We start from the raw sequence: 16,715 nt of genomic DNA on the forward strand, positions 1-16,715 counted from the left end.
CCGATCCTGACAGATCCGCGGACCGACCCGGCACGCTCACCCGGGTGGGACACCCGCCCGGGTGGCCTCAGACCGTGGCTCGCTCCCGCAACCGCTGACTGATCACCGTGGTCACACCGTCGCCACGCATCGCCACGCCGTACAGTGCGTCGGCGATCTCCATCGTGCGTTTCTGGTGCGTGATGATGATGAGCTGGGACTTCTGCCGCAGCCCTTCGAGGGCTTCCAGCAGCCGGCCGAGGTTGCGGTCGTCGAGCGCGGCCTCGACCTCGTCGAGCACGTAGAACGGCGACGGACGCGCCCGAAAGATCGCCAGCAGCAGGGCGAGCGCGATCAACGACCGTTCGCCGCCGGACAGCAGGGACAGCCGTTTCACCTTCTTTCCCGGCGGGCGCGCCTCCACCTCGATGCCGGTGGTCAGCATGTCGTCCGGCTGGGTGAGGATCAGTCGGCCCTCCCCACCGGGAAACAGCGTGGCGAAGACGATCTCGAACTCCCGAGCCGTGTCCGCGAACGCGGCCTCGAACACCTCCCGCACGCGGAGATCGACCTCCTCGACCACCTGCAGCAGGTCCCGACGGGTGGATCGGATGTCCTCCAGCTGGGTGCTGAGGAAGGCCGCGCGTTCCTGCAACGCGGCGAACTCCTCCAGGGCCAGCGGGTTCACCCGGCCGAGGCGGGCCAGCTGCTTGTCCGCGGTGGCGGCCCGGGCGGCCTGCTCCGCACGGACGTAGGGGACGGCCGCACCCGGTGGGTCGCCGGGAACCTCGTCCGGCGGTACCAGCTGGTCTGGTCCGAACTCGGCGACGAGGTCGTCGGCGGTGATCCCGAAATCCTCCATCGCCTTCGCCTCGAGCGTCTCCACCCGCAGTCGCCTCTCGGCGCGGGCCAGCTCCTCGCGGTGGGCGTTGTCCTGCAGCGCGGCGAGCGCGGCGGCGAGTATGCGGCCGAGCTCCCGGGCCGTGGCGAGATCCGCCTCGGTGGTGCGGCGCAGGGCGTCGGCCTGTTCGCGTTCCGTCGCCGCGCGGGCCAGGGACAGGTCGAGCCGGTCCAGGGTGTACCCCGCCGCGTCGCCCAGGGCGGCGGCCACAGCGGCCTGCCGATCACGCACCTCCCGGCGGCGGGCCGCGGCGGCCCGGGCGGCCCGCTCCCCCGCCGCCGCCCGGATCAGGCCCTCGGCCCGACCCTGCAGCGCCCGCGCACGTTCCTCGCTGGTCCGCACCGCCAGCCGGGCCTCGACCTCGGCCGCCCGTACCGCCGAGGTGGCGGCCACCAACCGGTCACGCTCCGCGGAGGGTCGTTCGTCCACCTCCGGACGGGCCGAGACGGCCGCCAGGGCCGCCTCCAGTTCGTGCAGCGCGCCGTAGGTCCGGTCCCGGGTGCTCTCGGCGCGGGTGCGGACCTGCTCCAGGCGGACCACCTCGGTGCCGGCGTTACCCCTGGCCCGTTCGAGTTTCGCCATCTGCTCGCGGAAGGCACGGGACCGCGCGTCGGCGCTGTGCAGCGCCGCGGAGGCGGCGTCGATCGCCGCCCGGGTTCGGCTGACCTCCATCCGGGCCGGTTCCAGCGCCTCATGGGCGAGTTCGGCGCGGCGGGTCGACTCGTCCACCCCGGCCTGCGCCTCCTGCGCCGCGGCGGTCAGTTCGATCGCGCTGGGTGGATGGGCGCTGCCGCCGACCGAGACGGCCGGACCCAGCAGATCGCCCTGGCGGGTGACCACCCGAAGCCGCGGACGGCTCTCGAAGACCGCGCCCGCGCTCGGCAGGTCCTCGACCAGAACGGTGCCGGCCAGCAGGGCCCGCACCGGAACCGAGAACCGTTCATCGACGATCTCGACCAGGTCGACAAGCGGCACGCAACCGGACGGAAGCGTCCCGCCGACGCCGACGGTGTCGCTGGCGGTGTCGCTGGCGGTGTCGCTGGCGGTGTCGCTGGTCGCCGCGGCCGCGCTGACCAGGGTGGCGCGGCCGGCGTCGGCCGCACGCAGCCAGGCGAAGGCCAGGCGCACGTCGCCCGCCGCCGCCACCAGCAACGCGTCCGCGGCGGGTCCAAGCGCGGCGGACACTGCGACCTCGGCGCCGGGTCGCACCCGCAGTACGGCCGACAGCCGTCCGAGGGCCGTGAACGCCGGGTCAAGCGGCGGCGGTGGGCCGGCTTCGGTCGCCGCCCCGGTCCCGCCGACCGCGGATCGCTGGGCGCGGTCCCCGTGCCGGGCGGAGCGCCCACCGGGGCGATCCGCCTCGGTGGGCGCCGCGATCGCGGCCGTACCCGGGTCGGATCGCACGTCCTGATCGTCCCCGGCGCCCTGCTGGGCCCGGCTGGCCGCCTCGAGCAGGGCAGCCGCCCCGTCGGCGGGGGCCAGCGACAGCCGCAGCGCGTCCCGGCGCGCGGCCCAGGACGCCCGGTCCCGCTCCGCGGAGCGTTCTTCGGTCCGCAGCGTCTCCAGTCGCTCGTTGGCGGTGCTGTGGACGGCGACAGCCGCGGTGTGGGCCTCGGCGAGTTCGTCGCGGGCGCCGTCCATCTGCTCGAGTTCGACCTCGAGATCGGTGTGGGAGCGGGTCGTCTCGGCATCGCGCTCCTGGGCGGCCCGGACAGCCTCGGTCGCCTGGGTGATCTCGTTCTCGGCCGCGCTGGCTCGCGATCTGGCCGCCTCGACCTGGCCCGCCAGCCGGGCGATCTCCTCTCGGCGAGACGACGCCGCCCGGGCCGCCGCGATCAGTTCCCGCTCCTCGTGGGCGAGGGTCGCCTCCAGCTCGGCCCGTCGGGTGACCACCTCCTCGAGGCGCTCACGGTCGAGTTCCAGGCGTTCGGTCAGGACCATCTCCTGCTCCCGAACGGCGGTGGCCTCCTGCTCCAGCTCCTCGGGATCGCGCCGGCCGGCCAGATCGTCGCCGCCCGCGCGCAGCAGCCGGACCCGTTCGGTGGCAAGCGATCGGGTGCCAAGCAGCCGCTCCCGCAGGGAGACCAGCGCGTACCAGGTCTCCTGCGCGGCGGCGGCCCGTGGGACGGCGGCGGCCAGAGCGGCCTGTAGTCGTTCCTCGCCGGTGACGGCGTCCCGATGCCGGGTCTGGGTCTCGGCCAGGCGGCGGCGCAGCGCGTCCTCGTCGGCGGCGTCGACGGACAGGGTGGAGCGGGCGATGCTCAGATCATCGGCGAGCAGGCGCAGCCGCGCGTCGCGCAGGGCGGCCTGGATCGCTCCGGCCTTACGGGCGATCTCCGCCTGACGCCCGAGCGGGCCGAGTTGGCGGCGTAGCTCGGCGGAGAGGTCGGTCAGCCGGGTGAGGTTCGCCGACATCGCCTCGAGCTTGCGCAGCGCCTTTTCCTTGCGCTTGCGATGTTTCAGGACACCGGCGGCCTCCTCCACGAAGGCTCGACGATCTTCCGGCCGGGCCTGCAGTACCGCGTCCAGCTGCCCCTGGCCGACGATCACGTGCAACTCACGCCCGATTCCGGAATCGCTCATGAGCTCCTGGATGTCGAGCAGCCGGCAGGTCGTGCCGTTGATCGTGTATTCGCTCTCACCGCTACGGAAGAGGATGCGACCGACAGTGACCTCGGTGTACTCGATTGGCAGCGCACCATCGGAATTGTCGATCGTCAGAAGGACCTCGGCCCGGCCAAGAGCGGGGCGAGCGGGGGTACCCGCGAAAATGACGTCCGACATGGCACCGCCGCGCAACGCCTTCGCGCCCTGTTCGCCCAGGACCCAGGCGATGGCATCGACGACGTTGCTCTTACCGGAGCCGTTCGGCCCGACCACACAGGTGATTCCCGGCTCGAGATGCAGCGCTGTCGAGCTGGCGAAGGACTTGAAACCCCGCAGGGTGAGGCTCTTGAGATGCACCGGACTCCGGAGCAGCGGTGAGGAGGACGCGCCGGACTGGCGACAGATCTCTCTGGGCAGCCGGCCAGGACATGGACATCCTAACGAGCAGCGGAGCGTAGCCGAAACGCTACACTCCGCCCATACCCCTACGCCGACGGATCGGTCTCACACCCGCATGTGGGCGGTGCTGGTCATGTGATCCATCCGTGCGCCGCTGCACACGGGACCGCCACTCGAGATCACAAGCCCGGCACCCTCACCAGCCCGCGCTCACCCGGAAACCGAATAAACACATAGAGTGAGGAATGCCGAGATAGTAGTTCGCTGAACATTGAGAATCGGTGGTACTCGGTACCTACTGGGAGTCGCCGGAACCTGCCCCCGGCAACCGACTCCCCGCCAGATCAGCTGTAGGCCGGCTCCGCGTCGAGCGCCCGGACATCTTCCGGCACGTCGACACCACCAACCAGAGCCTCGTTGACGTCGCGTACTCGAGCCAGTTCCGCCTCAAGCTCCGCAACCCGGGCGCGAAGCCGGCGCACCTCATAAGAGAGGCGCAGATCGTTGCCGGATCCGACGTGGCCGAAAAGGGCCTTCGCCATAGTGATGGTCCTCCACGATGAGTGACCTAGTGGGCGTTGGACAACACCAGACCCAAAAAGATCAAAGTGCGCCCCCAACAATGGCTCCAGAGTCCCACGCCGGAGGGTCGAAAGTCAAGAGCATGCCACATGCCCAGCTGACCGATCCGGTGAACACGCAAATCCCGGTCGTCATGCTGGCGACATGATGACCAGCGCAGCGTCCACAAGCCGTCACGTGCGGCGAAAGCCGACCAGATTGCCCTGTGCGCTCCGCCACAGAAGTTCGACCCGATCAGTGCGGCCCGGAGTATGATCGGTCACCAGCAGACGCGCCAGCTCCTGACACGCCGCGACCGCGCCTTCCGCAATCACCTCGACCGTGCCATCGGACACATTCGTCGCGGAACCCACCAAGCCGAGTCTGCGAGCGCGAGTACGCACATAGTCGCGAAATCCGACCCCCTGCACGCGGCCACATACGCGGGCGGTGAAGCGGACCACCGTCGGGCCACCTGCCACTGACTCCAGGCGTTCGTCGGTCATCAGCGAGGTAGGGTACTGGCCATCATGGACACCTCATCATTCTCAGACATGGCAGGCCGGCCGAGCGCGCCGCGGCGGTCTGCGGACCCGGTGCGCGCCCGCCCGCGCGCGCACCGCAGGTCGACCTCCGCGGCACTGATCGCCCTGGCCGCCGGAGCCGCCCTCGCACTGAGCGGCTGCGGACAGAACTTCCACCAGGACGGCGGCGCTCTGCCCGTACCCAGCCCGAGCGCGAACGGCGACCGGCACGTCACACCAGCGCCGGTCGACAACCAGAAAGCGATCATAGGCCCTGGTTACACCCTGCCGCGGACCGCCGGCCCGACCCAGACCGCTGTTCCGAACCTGCCCGGTGGCAAGGCCTGATCCGCCACCTTCCGACCATTACGTCCGCGAGCCGATCGCGGGTGTGACCCTACCAGCCAGCCGGCCGCCACACCCAAGATCGGCTCGCTCACCGGCCCGGTATCCGGCGCCGACCCCACTGCCGCGGAGCTACGGGCTCGCGGCGAGCGCAGCCGGCACAGACCGCGGCGAGACTCTGATCCGCCTGACGGTCCGCCCCGGGATTCTCCCGCCGCGGCGACGGCAAGCTCGATCCCCTACTGCCACCGTGGGTGGCGGGGTGGAGGCTGGCAGGTCGGGCACGTGAAGCTGGAGCGGTTCATGAAGGCATCGCGGCGGATCGTGCCCCCGCAACGCGCGCACGACTCCCCCGCTCGCCCGTAGACCTGCAGCGATCGCTCGAACAGACCGCTGACACCCTCGACCGACACGTACAGGCGGTCAAAGGAGGTACCCCCCGCGTCCAGCGCGGCCGACATCACCGTGGTGGCGGCGGTCAGCACGCGGTGCGCCTGCTCCCGGGTCATCGTCTCGGTCGGGCGGGCGTAGTGCAGCCGCGCCGCCCACAGCGCCTCGTCCGCGTAGATGTTCCCGATGCCGCTGACCAGTGTCTGGTCGAGCAGGGCCCGCTTCAGGCCGGTACGTCGCGCGCGCAGGCGCCGGATGGCCTGATCCAGGTCGAAGACAGGGTCGAGGGCGTCGAGCGCGATGTGGGTGACCGGCGCGGGCAGCTCGGCACCGCCGACGGCCACCGCGAGACCACCGAAGGTCCGCTGGTCGACGAAGCGGAGCTCACGACCACCATCGGCGAAGGTAAACCGGACACGCAGATGTGTCTGGTCCGGACTGTTCGATGGCACCACCAGCAACTGTCCGCTCATCCCCAGATGGGCGAGCAGCGCGTCCCCTGACGCCGGCGCGTCGGCGGACGGCGTCGGCGCCCGCAGGGCCAGCCACAGGAACTTGCCCCGGCGACGCGCGGCCATGATCCGCTGGCCGATCAGTGCGGCCCGGAAGTCCTCGGCTCCGAGGGTGTGCCGGCGGATGGCCCGAGGATGGTGGACGTCCACGTCGGCGATGACCCGGCCGACGACGCCGCGCTCCAGACCGCGCCGGACCACCTCCACCTCGGGCAGCTCAGGCATGATCCACCATCCGCGTGCTCAGGCGCCGGACGACTCGCCGACGCCAGAAGTCGAGGTCGGGGCAGCGGTCGAGGTCGAGGTCGGGGTCGGGGTCGGGGTCACAGGCGAGGTCGCGGTCGCGGCACGATCGTGCCGGCCGGCGGAACCGGGCCCGGAACCGTTGGTGGCGGCCACACCGGTGGCGGCCGCCTTCGCCTCCTGCGCCAGCTTCGCCGCCGCTGCCACCCGACCTTCCAGTACCGCGAAGGCCGCCTCGGCGGCACGCTGCTCCGCTTCCTTCTTGCTGCCGCCTTCGCCTTCGCCCAGCGACTCGCCGGCGATCCGGGCGTAGGCGGTGAACCGCTTCGCGTGATCGGGGCCGTCCTGGTCGACGGTGTACTCCGGCGGGCCGAGCGAGAGCAGCGCGGTCTGTTCCTGCAGGGACGTCTTCCAGTCGAGACCCGCACCACGGCCGGCGGCCTCGTCCAGCAGCGGATCGAAGAGCCGGTGGACGAAGCGGGAGGCGACCTCGAGCCCACCGGACAGGTAGACGGCACCGATGATCGCCTCGAGGGTGTCGGCGAGGATGCTCGCCTTGTCCCGTCCGCCCGTGGTCTCCTCGCCGCGGCCGAGCAGCAGATACGGCCCGAGCCCGATCGGCCCGATGGTCCTCGCGACGTCCGCCAGCGCCCGCATGTTCACCACGGAGGCGCGCTGCTTGGCCAGCTGTCCCTCGGCCAGGTCGGGATGACGCACGAACAGGGCCGTGGTGACCACGAGGCCCAACACCGCGTCGCCGAGGAACTCGAGGCGCTCGTTGGTGGGCAGGCCGCCCTTCTCGTAGGCGTAGGAGCGGTGCGTCAGGGCGCGGTCGAGCAGCTCGGTGTCGATCGCCGAGTCCAGCACCTTGATCAGGTCGCCGCGCGGGGGCGGCGGCGGCAGGTGGCGGGTCATCCGGGCATCCCGGCCAGCGCACGACGCCGCGAGACCAGCGCCGCCATCGCGGCCCGGGTGCGGTCGACCAGGTCACCACGCACCGCGAGCGAGGCGGTCTGCACCGCCGTCACCAGTGCGCTGCCAGCGGCATCCACGGATCCTCCTCCGGACCGACCGGCGTGGGTCACGACAGCGTCAACCCCCAGCACGATCGTTCCTCCCAGCACGTCATGGTCCTCATGTGTCATCCTCGCCGGCTCCCCCTCGGGACCTCGGCGCAAGCTCGCCGCCGCGGGCCGCAGGGCCCGGACTACCGAAAGAAGCATGGCCCCGGCGCGGCCCTCGGCGACAACGACATCGATCCTGCCCTCGTCGGTCACCCGGGGCGGCGCGGACACCTGGGCCGTTCGGGCGACATCGCCGCCCGGTTGGCCCGGTTGGCCGCCGAGCTGGCCACCGTGCTGGCCGCTGAGCCCGGCGGCGGTCAGCACGCGACCGGCCATCCATGGCCCGACGAAGTCCACGTCCAGAGCGCGAAGCTGTGTGGCCACGGCGTCGTGCACGGGGTCGGCCAGCGCGGGGCCGGGCGAGAGCAGCCCGACCTTCGGTCGTCCGGACACACCTCGCACCCGCGCGTGGACGGCGGCGAGCAGTGCGGCCTGAACCAGTTCGTCGGATGTCGCACCCGCCGCCGCACCGGCATCGCACAGCGAAACCACACCACGATGGACGGCATCGCCGTCGGGTGCGCACCCGACATCCGCGGCCAGCACCGCCCGGGTCGCCCCGGGCAGCAGCCCGTAGGTGAACTGGGCCGCGGCCACGACCGCTTCGACGGGTGCGACGGACACCAGGGCGTCCGCCTGCCCGTCCCGCACGAGGCGGGCCGCGACGCGCACGCCGCAGTCCCGCCGGGCACGCACGACGCGCACGGCCTCGGGACCCGACGGCACGCTCCGGGCGGCGGGACGGACCTGCACCCGGGCCCCGGGAGTGATCCCGAGCCGGGCGAGGTCGTCCGCCACACCGTCCGCACCGGTCACCAGGATCAGTGTCAGGTGCGGATCGGCGTCCAGAGCGATCGGCAGGGCCTCGAGGAGGTCGGCGGTCGGCCGCCCCTCTCCCAGCAGGTCCAGGGCGATCCGGGTCACACCGAACTCAGACGTCCAGCACCTGACGATCGTTGTAGCGACCGCAGGTGGTGCACACCGTGTGCGGACGGACCGTGTGCCCGCGCGAGCACTTCGACAGTGTCGGCACCTTGGCCTTCCACTGCGAACGGCGGGAACGGGTGTTGCTGCGCGACGTGCGCCGCTTCGGGACGGCCACTGTGCCCTCTCCTTCGTACTTCAGGGGTGTGACGATCTCGCCGGGATGGCGAGCGTGTCAGGGTCGAACGTCGTCACCGCGATCGGCTCCCCGACCAGGGGTGTCGATCGCGGGATCGGGCCCGGTCGAGGTGTCCCGCGCTAGGCCGGACAGCGCCGCCCACCGGGGGTCGGCGCTGTCGTGGGTGTGGTCGGACCCCACGTCGTCCAGGCGGACGCCGCAGTCGACGCACAGGCCCGCGCAGTCCGGCTGGCAGACCGGGGACAACGGCAGGTCGACCACGAGCGCGTCGCGCAGCGCGGGTTCAAGATCAGCCCGGTCGTCGACGAGGACTCGCTCGTCCTCGTCCTCGTCCTCGTCCTCGCCGGCCTCCACCGCGCGGTCAGCGTAGTAGAACAGCTCGAGGAGCTCGACCGTCACGGTGTCGGACACCGGATCGAGGCAGCGCGCGCACTCCCCCGTCAACGGCGCGATCACCGTCCCGCTGACCAGGACACCTTCGATCACCGACTCGAGACGCAGGTCCAGCTCCGCTGGCGCGCCCGAGGCGATCCAGATCATCTCGGTGCCCAGGCCCGCCGGAACCTCCACCCGGGTCTGGACACGCAGCAGCGAACCGGGCCGCCGGCCCAGCTCCCTGGTGTCAAGCACAAGCGGGCCCCGGGGGGTCCGGCGGCGGGGGTGGGATCCACTCATGGCGGCAGTCGCGTTCACGTCTAGGTCCGGCTCAGGAAGCCCACCGGGGTGGGTTCAGCATGGATGCGGGGTCGTACGGCGAAGGCCGGCGATAGGGGCCAGACGACGACTGTCCCCAGCCTATCCGATCGCGCCGTCCAACGACCAAGGCGCCCACCGACCAGCACGCACGGACGCACGGGAGCACGCGCCGACGGGAGCCTGAGGACGGCCGGGGGCGCTACGCCCGATCCCGCAGCTGCTTGAGCACGACGTCGGGCACGAGACCCGAGACGTCGCCGCCGTAGCGGGCGACTTCCTTCACCAGGCTCGACGACAGAAATGCATATTGTGGATTCGTGCTCATGAACAGCGTCTCGACGCCGGCCAGAGAATTGTTCATCTGCGCCATCTGCAGCTCGTAGTCGAAGTCGCTGACCGCCCGCAGGCCCTTGACTATCGACTGGATTCCCCGGGACCGGCAGAAATCGACAACCAGCCCCTGGGACGAGTCCACGATCACGTTGTCCGGCGCGGACGGATGATCGCGCAGTGCTTCGCGGATGAGATCGATCCGCTCTTCCACGGTGAACAGAGTGGCCTTGTTCTTGTTGATCAAAACTGCGACAACGACCTCGTCGAAGAGCCGGCTAGCCCGGATGACGACGTCGAGATGGCCGTTGGTGATCGGATCAAATGAACCGGGACAGACTGCCCTTCTCATGATCGTGTACCGTACCAGAGGACACCCTCTCCGTACCTCCGTTCACGGAGCGCACACAGACCATCCGGCCAGACCACCGGCGCCGACCGGTGCGACCGCTCGACCACACAGACACCGCCCGCGGCCAGCCAGGCGCCGTCGCGTAGTTGTTGCAGCACCTCGCCGAGCTCAGGATCGCCCAGCGCGTAGGGCGGATCGAGGAATATCACCTCGTAGGGCTTCCCCGGAGTGTTCTGCACCACACGCGACACCGGTGACTGGCAGATCTCCGCGCCGCAAAGACCCAAAGCCTCGACGTTGCGGCGCAAGGTCCGGATCGCGCCGGCATCCCGCTCGACCAGCAGGGCATGGGATGCCCCCCGGGACAGCGCCTCCAAGCCGACCGCACCAGAACCCGCGTAAAGGTCGGCAATGCGAGCCCCGGCGAGATCGACACAGGTCGCGAGCGTGTTGAACAGACCTTCACGGGCTCGGTCGGATGTTGGGCGGGTCGATTTTCCGGGCGGCACGATAATCTGCCGTCCACCGGCCGTACCGCCGATGATCCGAGTCATCGGAACGCTGTCATCCCTTCTCCAGAAAAGCCGCGCTCTCCTCGTCGAGCACGGTCGCGAGCAGGCGGCGCAGAGCGGGATGGTCGGTCAGGGCCGGGTCCGCGTCCACCAGCTGGAACGCTTCTGTCCGGGCCTCCCGGATGAGTTTCTCGTCGCGCAGCAACGCGAGCAGACGCAGCGATCGGCGACCACCGGACTGCGCGGCTCCGAGCACATCGCCCTCCCGGCGCTGGACGAGGTCGAGACGGGCCAGTTCGGCGCCGTCGGTGGTGGCGGCCACCGCGCTGAGCCGCTGCCAGGCCGGGGTGTCCTGGTCCGCCGCGGTGTGCAGCAGACACCAGCCGGCCGCTTCGCCGCGGCCGACCCGCCCGCGCAGCTGGTGCAGCTGGGAGACCCCGAACCGGTCGGCGTCCAGCACCACCATCACGGTCGCGTTCTGCACATTCACCCCCACCTCGATGACCGTGGTCGCCACCAGGACGTCCAGCTCGCCGGCCGCGAACCGGTTCATCACCGTCTCCCGCTGAGCCGACGGCAGACGGCCGTGCAGGCATTCCACCCGCAGGCCGGCGAGTTCACCGCCGACGAGCTGCGGGAGCACCTCGGTCACGGTCGCGGTCGGTCGATCCTCGGTGTCGGCGCCGTCCTCGGGACCGGCGCCACCGATCCGGGGGCACACCACATAGGCCTGCCGGCCGGCGGCCACCTCGTCCCGGATGCGCCCCCACATCCGGTCGGTCCACGAAGTCACCATCGCCGGGACGACGAAGGTGGCCACCGGTGAGCGGCCGCTGGGCAGTTCGGTGAGCTCCGACACCTCGAGGTCGCCGAAGACCGTCATCGCGACGGTCCGCGGGATGGGCGTCGCGGTCATCACGAGCAGGTGCGGCGGCCGACGGCCCCGGGCGCGCAGGGCGTCGCGCTGCTCGACCCCGAAACGGTGCTGCTCATCCACGATGACCAGGCCCAGATCGGCGAACTGGACGTCCTCCTGCAACAGGGCGTGGGTGCCGACCACGAGACCTGCCGACCCGTCCGCGATCGCGGTGAGCGCCTCACGGCGTGCCCGCGCGCCCAGCGACCCGGTGACAAGAGTGATCCGGGTGGCCCGCTCGGCACCGTCGAGCTCCCCGGCCCGTGCCAGGTCACCGAGCATCTCGCGCAGGCTGCGCTCGTGCTGGGCGGCCAGCGTCTCGGTCGGCGCCAACAGCACCGCCTGCCCGCCGGAGTCGACGACGGCGAGCATCGCCCGCAGCGCCACGACCGTCTTGCCCGAGCCGACCTCGCCCTGCAGCAGTCGGTGCATCGGCACCGGACGGCCCAGATCCGCGGTGATGGCCTCGCCGACCGCGCGCTGCCCGGCGGTCAGGTCGAAGGGCAGGCTGGCCTCGAAGGCGGCCAGCAGACCATCCGGACGGCCGGGTCGCGCCACCGTCGCCAGCGCCTCCACCTCGCGGCGACGCCGGGCGAGGGCGACCTGCAGCACCAGCGCCTCGTCCCAGCTCAGCCGGGTGCGCCCGAGGCGCACGTCGCCGCGGTTCGCCGGCTGGTGCACCTTGCGATACGCCTCGAGCAGACCCGGCAGCCGGCGACGGTGACGCAGATCCGCCGGCAGGGGGTCGGTGACGGGGTCGAGCGAGTCCAGGGCCAGGCGCACGCATCGGGCCACCGTCCAGCTCGGCACCTTCGCCGCCGCCGGATAGATCGGCACCAGCGCGTTCACGAACTCCGCGCCGGCCCCGTCGCCCGTCCCGTCCCGGCCCTGCGCGCCAGCCAGGACATCCACCTGCGCCGCGCCCGCGGCGCCCCCGCCACCCGCACCGCTCCCGCCGAGTTCGCCGGGGTCGGCCTCGAGCAGGTGCACCTCGGGATTGGTCAGCTGGACCCGACCGCGGTACTCCTCCACCTTGCCGGCGAACAGCGCTGTCACGCCACGGCGAAGATCCCGTTCGCGCCAGGTCTGGTTGAAGAACGTCAACGTCAACAGCTGCCGGCCGTCGGTCACGGTGACCCGCAGCATCGACCGCCCGGAGCGGATCGGTCGACGCTCGATCTTCTCCACCCGCGCGGCCACGGTGGCGGACTCGCCGACGACCAGATCGGCGAGATCGGTGAGTTCACCCCGCTCGTGGTAGCGGCGCGGGAGGTGATCCAACAGGTCACCCACCGACCGCAGCTCGAGCCCGTCGGCCAGCAGGGTGGCAGCACGGGCCCCCAACAGCGTCTTCAACGGAGTGTCAAGGTCGACCACACCTCCGATACTGCACTGCGGCACCGACAGAACCGTGCCCGCACACCCCGACCGTCCGTCCGGGACCACGGGGCGCGCGGTTCCCCGGGACCGCCGGACGGTGCCGCCCGGCCAGCGCCACGAGGCCGCCCGGCCGGCACCGCGCGGCCGGCTCGGCCGCATCCGCGGGGATCGCGTCGGCCGGTAGCCCGGCGGCTGAGGTAGGCTCGGACCGGTTTCCGCTGTGCGCGTTCTCCCGATCATGCCGTCAGGCCACTGGGATGAGTACGATCGCGGTTCCGACCGCCCGATATCCCGGAGTTCGACCCCGGGCCTGCGACTATTTCGACGGAGTGTTTCTCGTGTCTTCGGTGTGCGACGTCTGCGGCAAGGGACCGGGCTTCGGCATGTCGGTCTCTCACTCCCACCGACGCACTCGCCGTCGCTGGAACCCGAACATCCAGACGGTCCGGGGCATCGTCGGCGGTACCCGGCGGCGGATGAACGTCTGCACCTCCTGCATCAAGGCCGGCAAGGTCACCCGCGGCTGAGGTTCCCGCCTGGCTGGCCGCCCGGTCAGGCACCCCGATCCGCTAGGGTCCCCGCATGCCAGGAACCCGGGGCCGGATCCGTATTGCCGTTGTTTTCGGTGGCCGTAGCACCGAACACGCGATCTCCTGTGTGTCGGCCGGTGGCGTGGTGCGTGCGCTCGACCGCCACGGCTATGACGTGGTCCCGATCGGCATCGATGTGGATGGCCGCTGGATCGTGTTCGCGACCGATGCCGACGTCCTGCGGGCGGACGGTGAGCAGCTGCCCGCCGTGCGCGCCGCCGCCGGTCGCCAGGTGGTCCTCACCGCCGACCCGACCGCGCCCCGGCTCGTCCCGCGCGATCCCACGGACGCCCCCCTGGGCGAACTCGCCGACATCGACGTGATCTTCCCCGTCCTGCACGGCCCGTTCGGGGAGGACGGCACGGTGCAGGGCCTGTTCGAACTGGCCGGGGTCCCCTATGTGGGCTCCGGGGTGTTCGCCAGCGCCGCGGCCATGGACAAGGAACACATGAAGGCGCAGCTCGCGGCCGCCGGTCTCCCGGTCGGGCCGTATGTCGTGCTGCGTGCCGGCGAGAGCCTCACCGAGACCGATCGGCAGCGGCTGGGCCTGCCGGTGTTCGTGAAACCCGCGCGCGGTGGCTCGAGCATCGGCATCAGCCGGGTGGACGCCTGGGCGGACCTCGACACCGCCGTCAAGACGGCACGCACCCACGATCCCAAGGTGCTCATCGAGGCGGGCATCGTCGGCCGGGAGATCGAGTGCGGTGTCCTCGGCCGTGTCGACGCGCCCGGTGCGCAGGCGAGCCTGCCCGCTGAGATCAGCGTTGACTCCCCGACCGGTTTCTACGACTTCGACGCGAAGTACGTGACTGACCGCACCCGGTTCGACGTTCCCGCCGTGCTTTCCCCGGACATCCTCGAGGAGGTCCAGGCCGTGGCGGTGCGGGCCTTCGAAGCCCTGGACTGCGCCGGACTCGCCCGGGTCGACGTGTTCCTCACTCCCCAGAACAAAGTGGTGGTGAACGAGGTGAACACCATTCCCGGTTTCACCCCGACGTCGATGTTCCCCCGCATGTGGGCGGCCAGCGGCCTCGATTTCCCGGCATTGGTCGACCGGCTGGTGCGCTCGGCCCTCGGCGCCGGCGCCGGCCTGCGCTGAGGCCGCACGGCCTCTCGAACCGGCTCCGCCCGGGTGGCCGGGGTGGGGCAGGGTCAGGCCGTGGTGGCCCTGGTGTGCGCCCGGACCGCGGCGCCGACCGTGACGAGGACGTCGAAGGGCTGGACCTCGGCCAGGGTGGTCGCGGGCAGGGAGAGCACCACGTGCGGGGAACGGGTCGGCGTCGAGAACCGCAGACCGTCGCCGATCCGTTCGCTGAACCAGCCGACGTCGTCGACGAAGGACAGCGTCGCGTCGGGCCGGTAGCTCGCCGGTACCCCGGCCGCGCCACAGGTGAGCACCGCGGGACCACGCCCGTAGGCGACCGCGGTGGCCTGTGCCGGCTTCAGCGTGCGCCGATCCAGGTGGGCACCCAGCGATGACGGCAGCGCCCGCACCAGGGCCTCGCAGGCCGCTCCCAGCGAAGCCGCCGGCACCGGGACGTTGGTCAACCGGACCGGACCGGGACCGCCACAGGCCGCGCCCAGCAGGACGACCACGACCCCGACCACGACCCGGCCACCCCGGCCCCGGCCGGGACGACCACCGCCCCACCCGGGACGACCAGCACCCCGCCAGGCACGACCGATCCGCCGCGCGCGACGGCTGGCCGCCCACCCGGGACGTCCGACCATCCGTACGGGATGGCTGGCCGCCCGGGCCGAACGTCCAGCCGCCCAGGCGGCATGGCCGACCCGGCCTGGCGCGACACCGGACCGGGTCAGTGGACGGCCGGCCCGCGGTGGTGCGGGACGACCCGAGACGATGTTCAGAAGTGGACGACCGGGCAGGTGAGTGTGCGGGTGATGCCGTCGACCGACTGCACCCTCGACATCACCATCTTCCCGAGGTCGTCCACCGTGGGCGCTTCGGCCCGGACGATGACGTCGTAGGGACCGGTCACGTCCTCCGCCTGAGTGACTCCGGGGATCTGCTCGATCTCCTTGGCAACCGAGGCGGACTTGCCCACCTCGGTCTGGATAAGGATGTACGCGTGGACCACAGACGCTCCCTCGTCGGACGTCGACAGCCCGCCCTGCAGAACTACGGGCCGACAGAAGGTAACAGGCAAACGGGCCGGATGAGAGGTTCTGCGACCGAGGAATTTCACCTACCCGGTCGACCAGCGCACATCGGCTGCCACGCGGACCTCTTCTGGCCGGCAATCCTGCGGCCCAGCTCCCCCGGCCCGTACTCGATTGTGAGGACGGCCACCACCGCGGCCGCCGAACCCGCGGCCGTGAACCGAATACGAATGGCGGGATATCCGATGTTCTCGAGGCTGCGTTGAGCCGGCCGGTCGGCCCTGCGAGCGCGAGCGGGGCGCAGCCCGAGGTTGGGGTGGCGCCGCCGAGGGTGTTGACGATCGCCGGTTCGGACTCCGGCGGCGGCGCCGGAATCCAGGCTGATCTGAAGACCATGCTCGCGTTCGGTGTGCACGGTATGAGCGCGATCGTGGCGGTGACGGCCCAGAACTCGCTGGGGGTGCACGGCGTGTGGGACCTGCCGACCGACGCCGTGCGGGGGCAGATCCGCGCCGTCGTCGACGACATCGGCGTCGACGCGGTCAAGACCGGGATGCTCTCGTCCGCCGCGCTGGTCGATCTGGTGGCCGCGGAGCTGGACCGGATCGACGCGCCGGTGGTGGTCGACCCGGTGGGGGTGTCCAAGCACGGTGACCCGCTGTTGGCGCCGGACGCGGTCGATGTGGTGCGCCACCGGCTGCTGCCGCGGGCCACGATCGTCACGCCGAACGTGGACGAGGTCAGACTGCTCACCGGCTTCACCATCGAGGATGTGACCGACCTGCCGCGCGCCGCCGAGGCCGTGCTGGCGCTCGGCCCCCGCTGGGTGCTGGTCAAGGGTGGGCATCTGGCGGGCGATGCCGTCGATCTGCTGACCGACGGAGCCGTGCGCGTGGAGCTGCGCGGCCCGCGCTATGATCGCCGTCACACCCACGGGACCGGTTGTACCCTCGCGTCAGCCATCGCTTCGCGCCTGGCGTGCGGCGATCCGCCGGCACGGGCCGCGCAGGCCGCCAAGGACTATGTCAGCGGCGCGCTCGCGGCCGGGTTCCCGCTCGGCGCCGGCATCGGACCGGTGGATCACGGCTATCGTCACCGTGGGTAGTTTTT

17 protein-coding genes are annotated in these 16,715 nt (G+C 71.4%); 4 read left to right on the forward strand and 13 right to left on the reverse strand.

Annotated features, from left to right (window positions below):
• Nucleotides 1-67 precede the first annotated feature (67 nt).
• The 3 genes from G6R24_RS00285 to G6R24_RS00295 all read right to left on the reverse strand — a co-directional run bounded on the left by G6R24_RS00285 (nucleotide 68) and on the right by G6R24_RS00295 (nucleotide 4,953).
• Complete coding sequence (locus G6R24_RS00285; protein WP_163547048.1) at nucleotides 68-3,844, reverse strand: AAA family ATPase; 3,777 nt, start codon at nucleotides 3,842-3,844, stop codon at nucleotides 68-70.
• 386 nt (nucleotides 3,845-4,230) lie between these two features.
• The gene (locus G6R24_RS00290) at nucleotides 4,231-4,428 is read right to left on the reverse strand and encodes a hypothetical protein (protein WP_163547050.1); all 198 of its coding nucleotides are present in this window, start codon (nucleotides 4,426-4,428) and stop codon (nucleotides 4,231-4,233) included.
• Nucleotides 4,429-4,641: 213 nt separating this feature from the next.
• A complete protein-coding gene (locus G6R24_RS00295; protein ID WP_163547052.1) occupies nucleotides 4,642-4,953 on the reverse strand; it encodes an acylphosphatase in 312 nt (103 codons plus the stop codon).
• Between the two features lie 90 nt (nucleotides 4,954-5,043).
• Here G6R24_RS00295 and G6R24_RS00300 point away from each other — a divergent pair, with 90 nt between their 5' ends.
• Nucleotides 5,044-5,319 (forward strand): hypothetical protein, encoded by a 276-nt coding sequence (locus tag G6R24_RS00300; RefSeq protein WP_225437895.1) that lies wholly within the window; start codon nucleotides 5,044-5,046, stop codon nucleotides 5,317-5,319.
• A 236-nt stretch (nucleotides 5,320-5,555) separates the two neighbouring features.
• Here G6R24_RS00300 and mutM read toward each other — a convergent pair whose 3' ends face one another.
• The 8 genes from mutM to recG all read right to left on the reverse strand — a co-directional run bounded on the left by mutM (nucleotide 5,556) and on the right by recG (nucleotide 12,891).
• Nucleotides 5,556-6,443 carry a bifunctional DNA-formamidopyrimidine glycosylase/DNA-(apurinic or apyrimidinic site) lyase gene (gene mutM, locus G6R24_RS00305; protein WP_163547054.1) on the reverse strand — a complete coding sequence of 296 codons (888 nt, stop codon included), beginning with the start codon at nucleotides 6,441-6,443 and terminating at the stop codon, nucleotides 5,556-5,558.
• An 18-nt stretch (nucleotides 6,444-6,461) separates the two neighbouring features.
• Nucleotides 6,462-7,376 carry a ribonuclease III gene (gene rnc, locus G6R24_RS00310; protein WP_163547056.1) on the reverse strand — a complete coding sequence of 305 codons (915 nt, stop codon included), beginning with the start codon at nucleotides 7,374-7,376 and terminating at the stop codon, nucleotides 6,462-6,464.
• A complete protein-coding gene (locus G6R24_RS00315; protein WP_163547058.1) occupies nucleotides 7,373-8,509 on the reverse strand; it encodes a phosphate acetyl/acyltransferase in 1,137 nt (378 codons plus the stop codon). The genes rnc and G6R24_RS00315 overlap by 4 nt, the downstream gene beginning before the upstream one ends.
• A gap of 7 nt (nucleotides 8,510-8,516) precedes the next feature.
• Entirely contained in the window at nucleotides 8,517-8,687 is a 171-nt protein-coding gene (rpmF, locus tag G6R24_RS00320) for a 50S ribosomal protein L32 (RefSeq protein WP_163547060.1), read from the reverse strand.
• A gap of 57 nt (nucleotides 8,688-8,744) precedes the next feature.
• The gene (locus tag G6R24_RS00325; protein WP_163547062.1) at nucleotides 8,745-9,383 is read right to left on the reverse strand and encodes a YceD family protein; all 639 of its coding nucleotides are present in this window, start codon (nucleotides 9,381-9,383) and stop codon (nucleotides 8,745-8,747) included.
• A 220-nt stretch (nucleotides 9,384-9,603) separates the two neighbouring features.
• Entirely contained in the window at nucleotides 9,604-10,086 is a 483-nt protein-coding gene (gene coaD / locus G6R24_RS00330) for a pantetheine-phosphate adenylyltransferase (RefSeq protein WP_163547064.1), read from the reverse strand.
• A complete protein-coding gene (gene rsmD, locus G6R24_RS00335) occupies nucleotides 10,083-10,640 on the reverse strand; it encodes a 16S rRNA (guanine(966)-N(2))-methyltransferase RsmD (protein WP_163547066.1) in 558 nt (185 codons plus the stop codon). Before rsmD ends, coaD begins: the two co-directional genes overlap by 4 nt.
• A 10-nt stretch (nucleotides 10,641-10,650) precedes the next feature.
• Complete coding sequence (gene recG / locus G6R24_RS00340; RefSeq protein WP_163547105.1) at nucleotides 10,651-12,891, reverse strand: ATP-dependent DNA helicase RecG; 2,241 nt, start codon at nucleotides 12,889-12,891, stop codon at nucleotides 10,651-10,653.
• A gap of 341 nt (nucleotides 12,892-13,232) precedes the next feature.
• Between recG and rpmB the strand changes: the two genes are divergently transcribed.
• Both rpmB and G6R24_RS00350 read left to right on the forward strand, forming a co-directional pair.
• Nucleotides 13,233-13,421, forward strand: coding sequence for a 50S ribosomal protein L28 (gene rpmB, locus G6R24_RS00345; RefSeq protein ID WP_163547068.1), 189 nt, complete (start codon nucleotides 13,233-13,235; stop codon nucleotides 13,419-13,421).
• Between the two features lie 55 nt (nucleotides 13,422-13,476).
• Nucleotides 13,477-14,583, forward strand: coding sequence for a D-alanine--D-alanine ligase family protein (locus G6R24_RS00350; RefSeq protein ID WP_163547070.1), 1,107 nt, complete (start codon nucleotides 13,477-13,479; stop codon nucleotides 14,581-14,583).
• Nucleotides 14,584-14,636: 53 nt separating this feature from the next.
• Here the strand turns inward: G6R24_RS00350 and G6R24_RS00355 are convergent, their stop codons facing one another.
• Nucleotides 14,637-15,092, reverse strand: coding sequence for a DUF3515 family protein (locus G6R24_RS00355; protein WP_225437897.1), 456 nt, complete (start codon nucleotides 15,090-15,092; stop codon nucleotides 14,637-14,639).
• A 257-nt stretch (nucleotides 15,093-15,349) separates the two neighbouring features.
• On the reverse strand, nucleotides 15,350-15,583 hold the full coding sequence (locus G6R24_RS00360; protein WP_009742309.1) for an Lrp/AsnC family transcriptional regulator: 234 nt from the start codon (nucleotides 15,581-15,583) through the stop codon (nucleotides 15,350-15,352).
• A gap of 284 nt (nucleotides 15,584-15,867) precedes the next feature.
• Here G6R24_RS00360 and thiD point away from each other — a divergent pair, with 284 nt between their 5' ends.
• Nucleotides 15,868-16,710 (forward strand): bifunctional hydroxymethylpyrimidine kinase/phosphomethylpyrimidine kinase, encoded by an 843-nt coding sequence (gene thiD / locus G6R24_RS00365; protein ID WP_391530090.1) that lies wholly within the window; start codon nucleotides 15,868-15,870, stop codon nucleotides 16,708-16,710.
• Nucleotides 16,711-16,715: the final 5 nt, after the last annotated feature.

Origin of the sequence: Candidatus Frankia nodulisporulans, assembly GCF_902806475.1 — a bacterium.
GTDB lineage: Bacteria > Actinomycetota > Actinomycetes > Frankiales > Frankiaceae > Frankia > Frankia umida.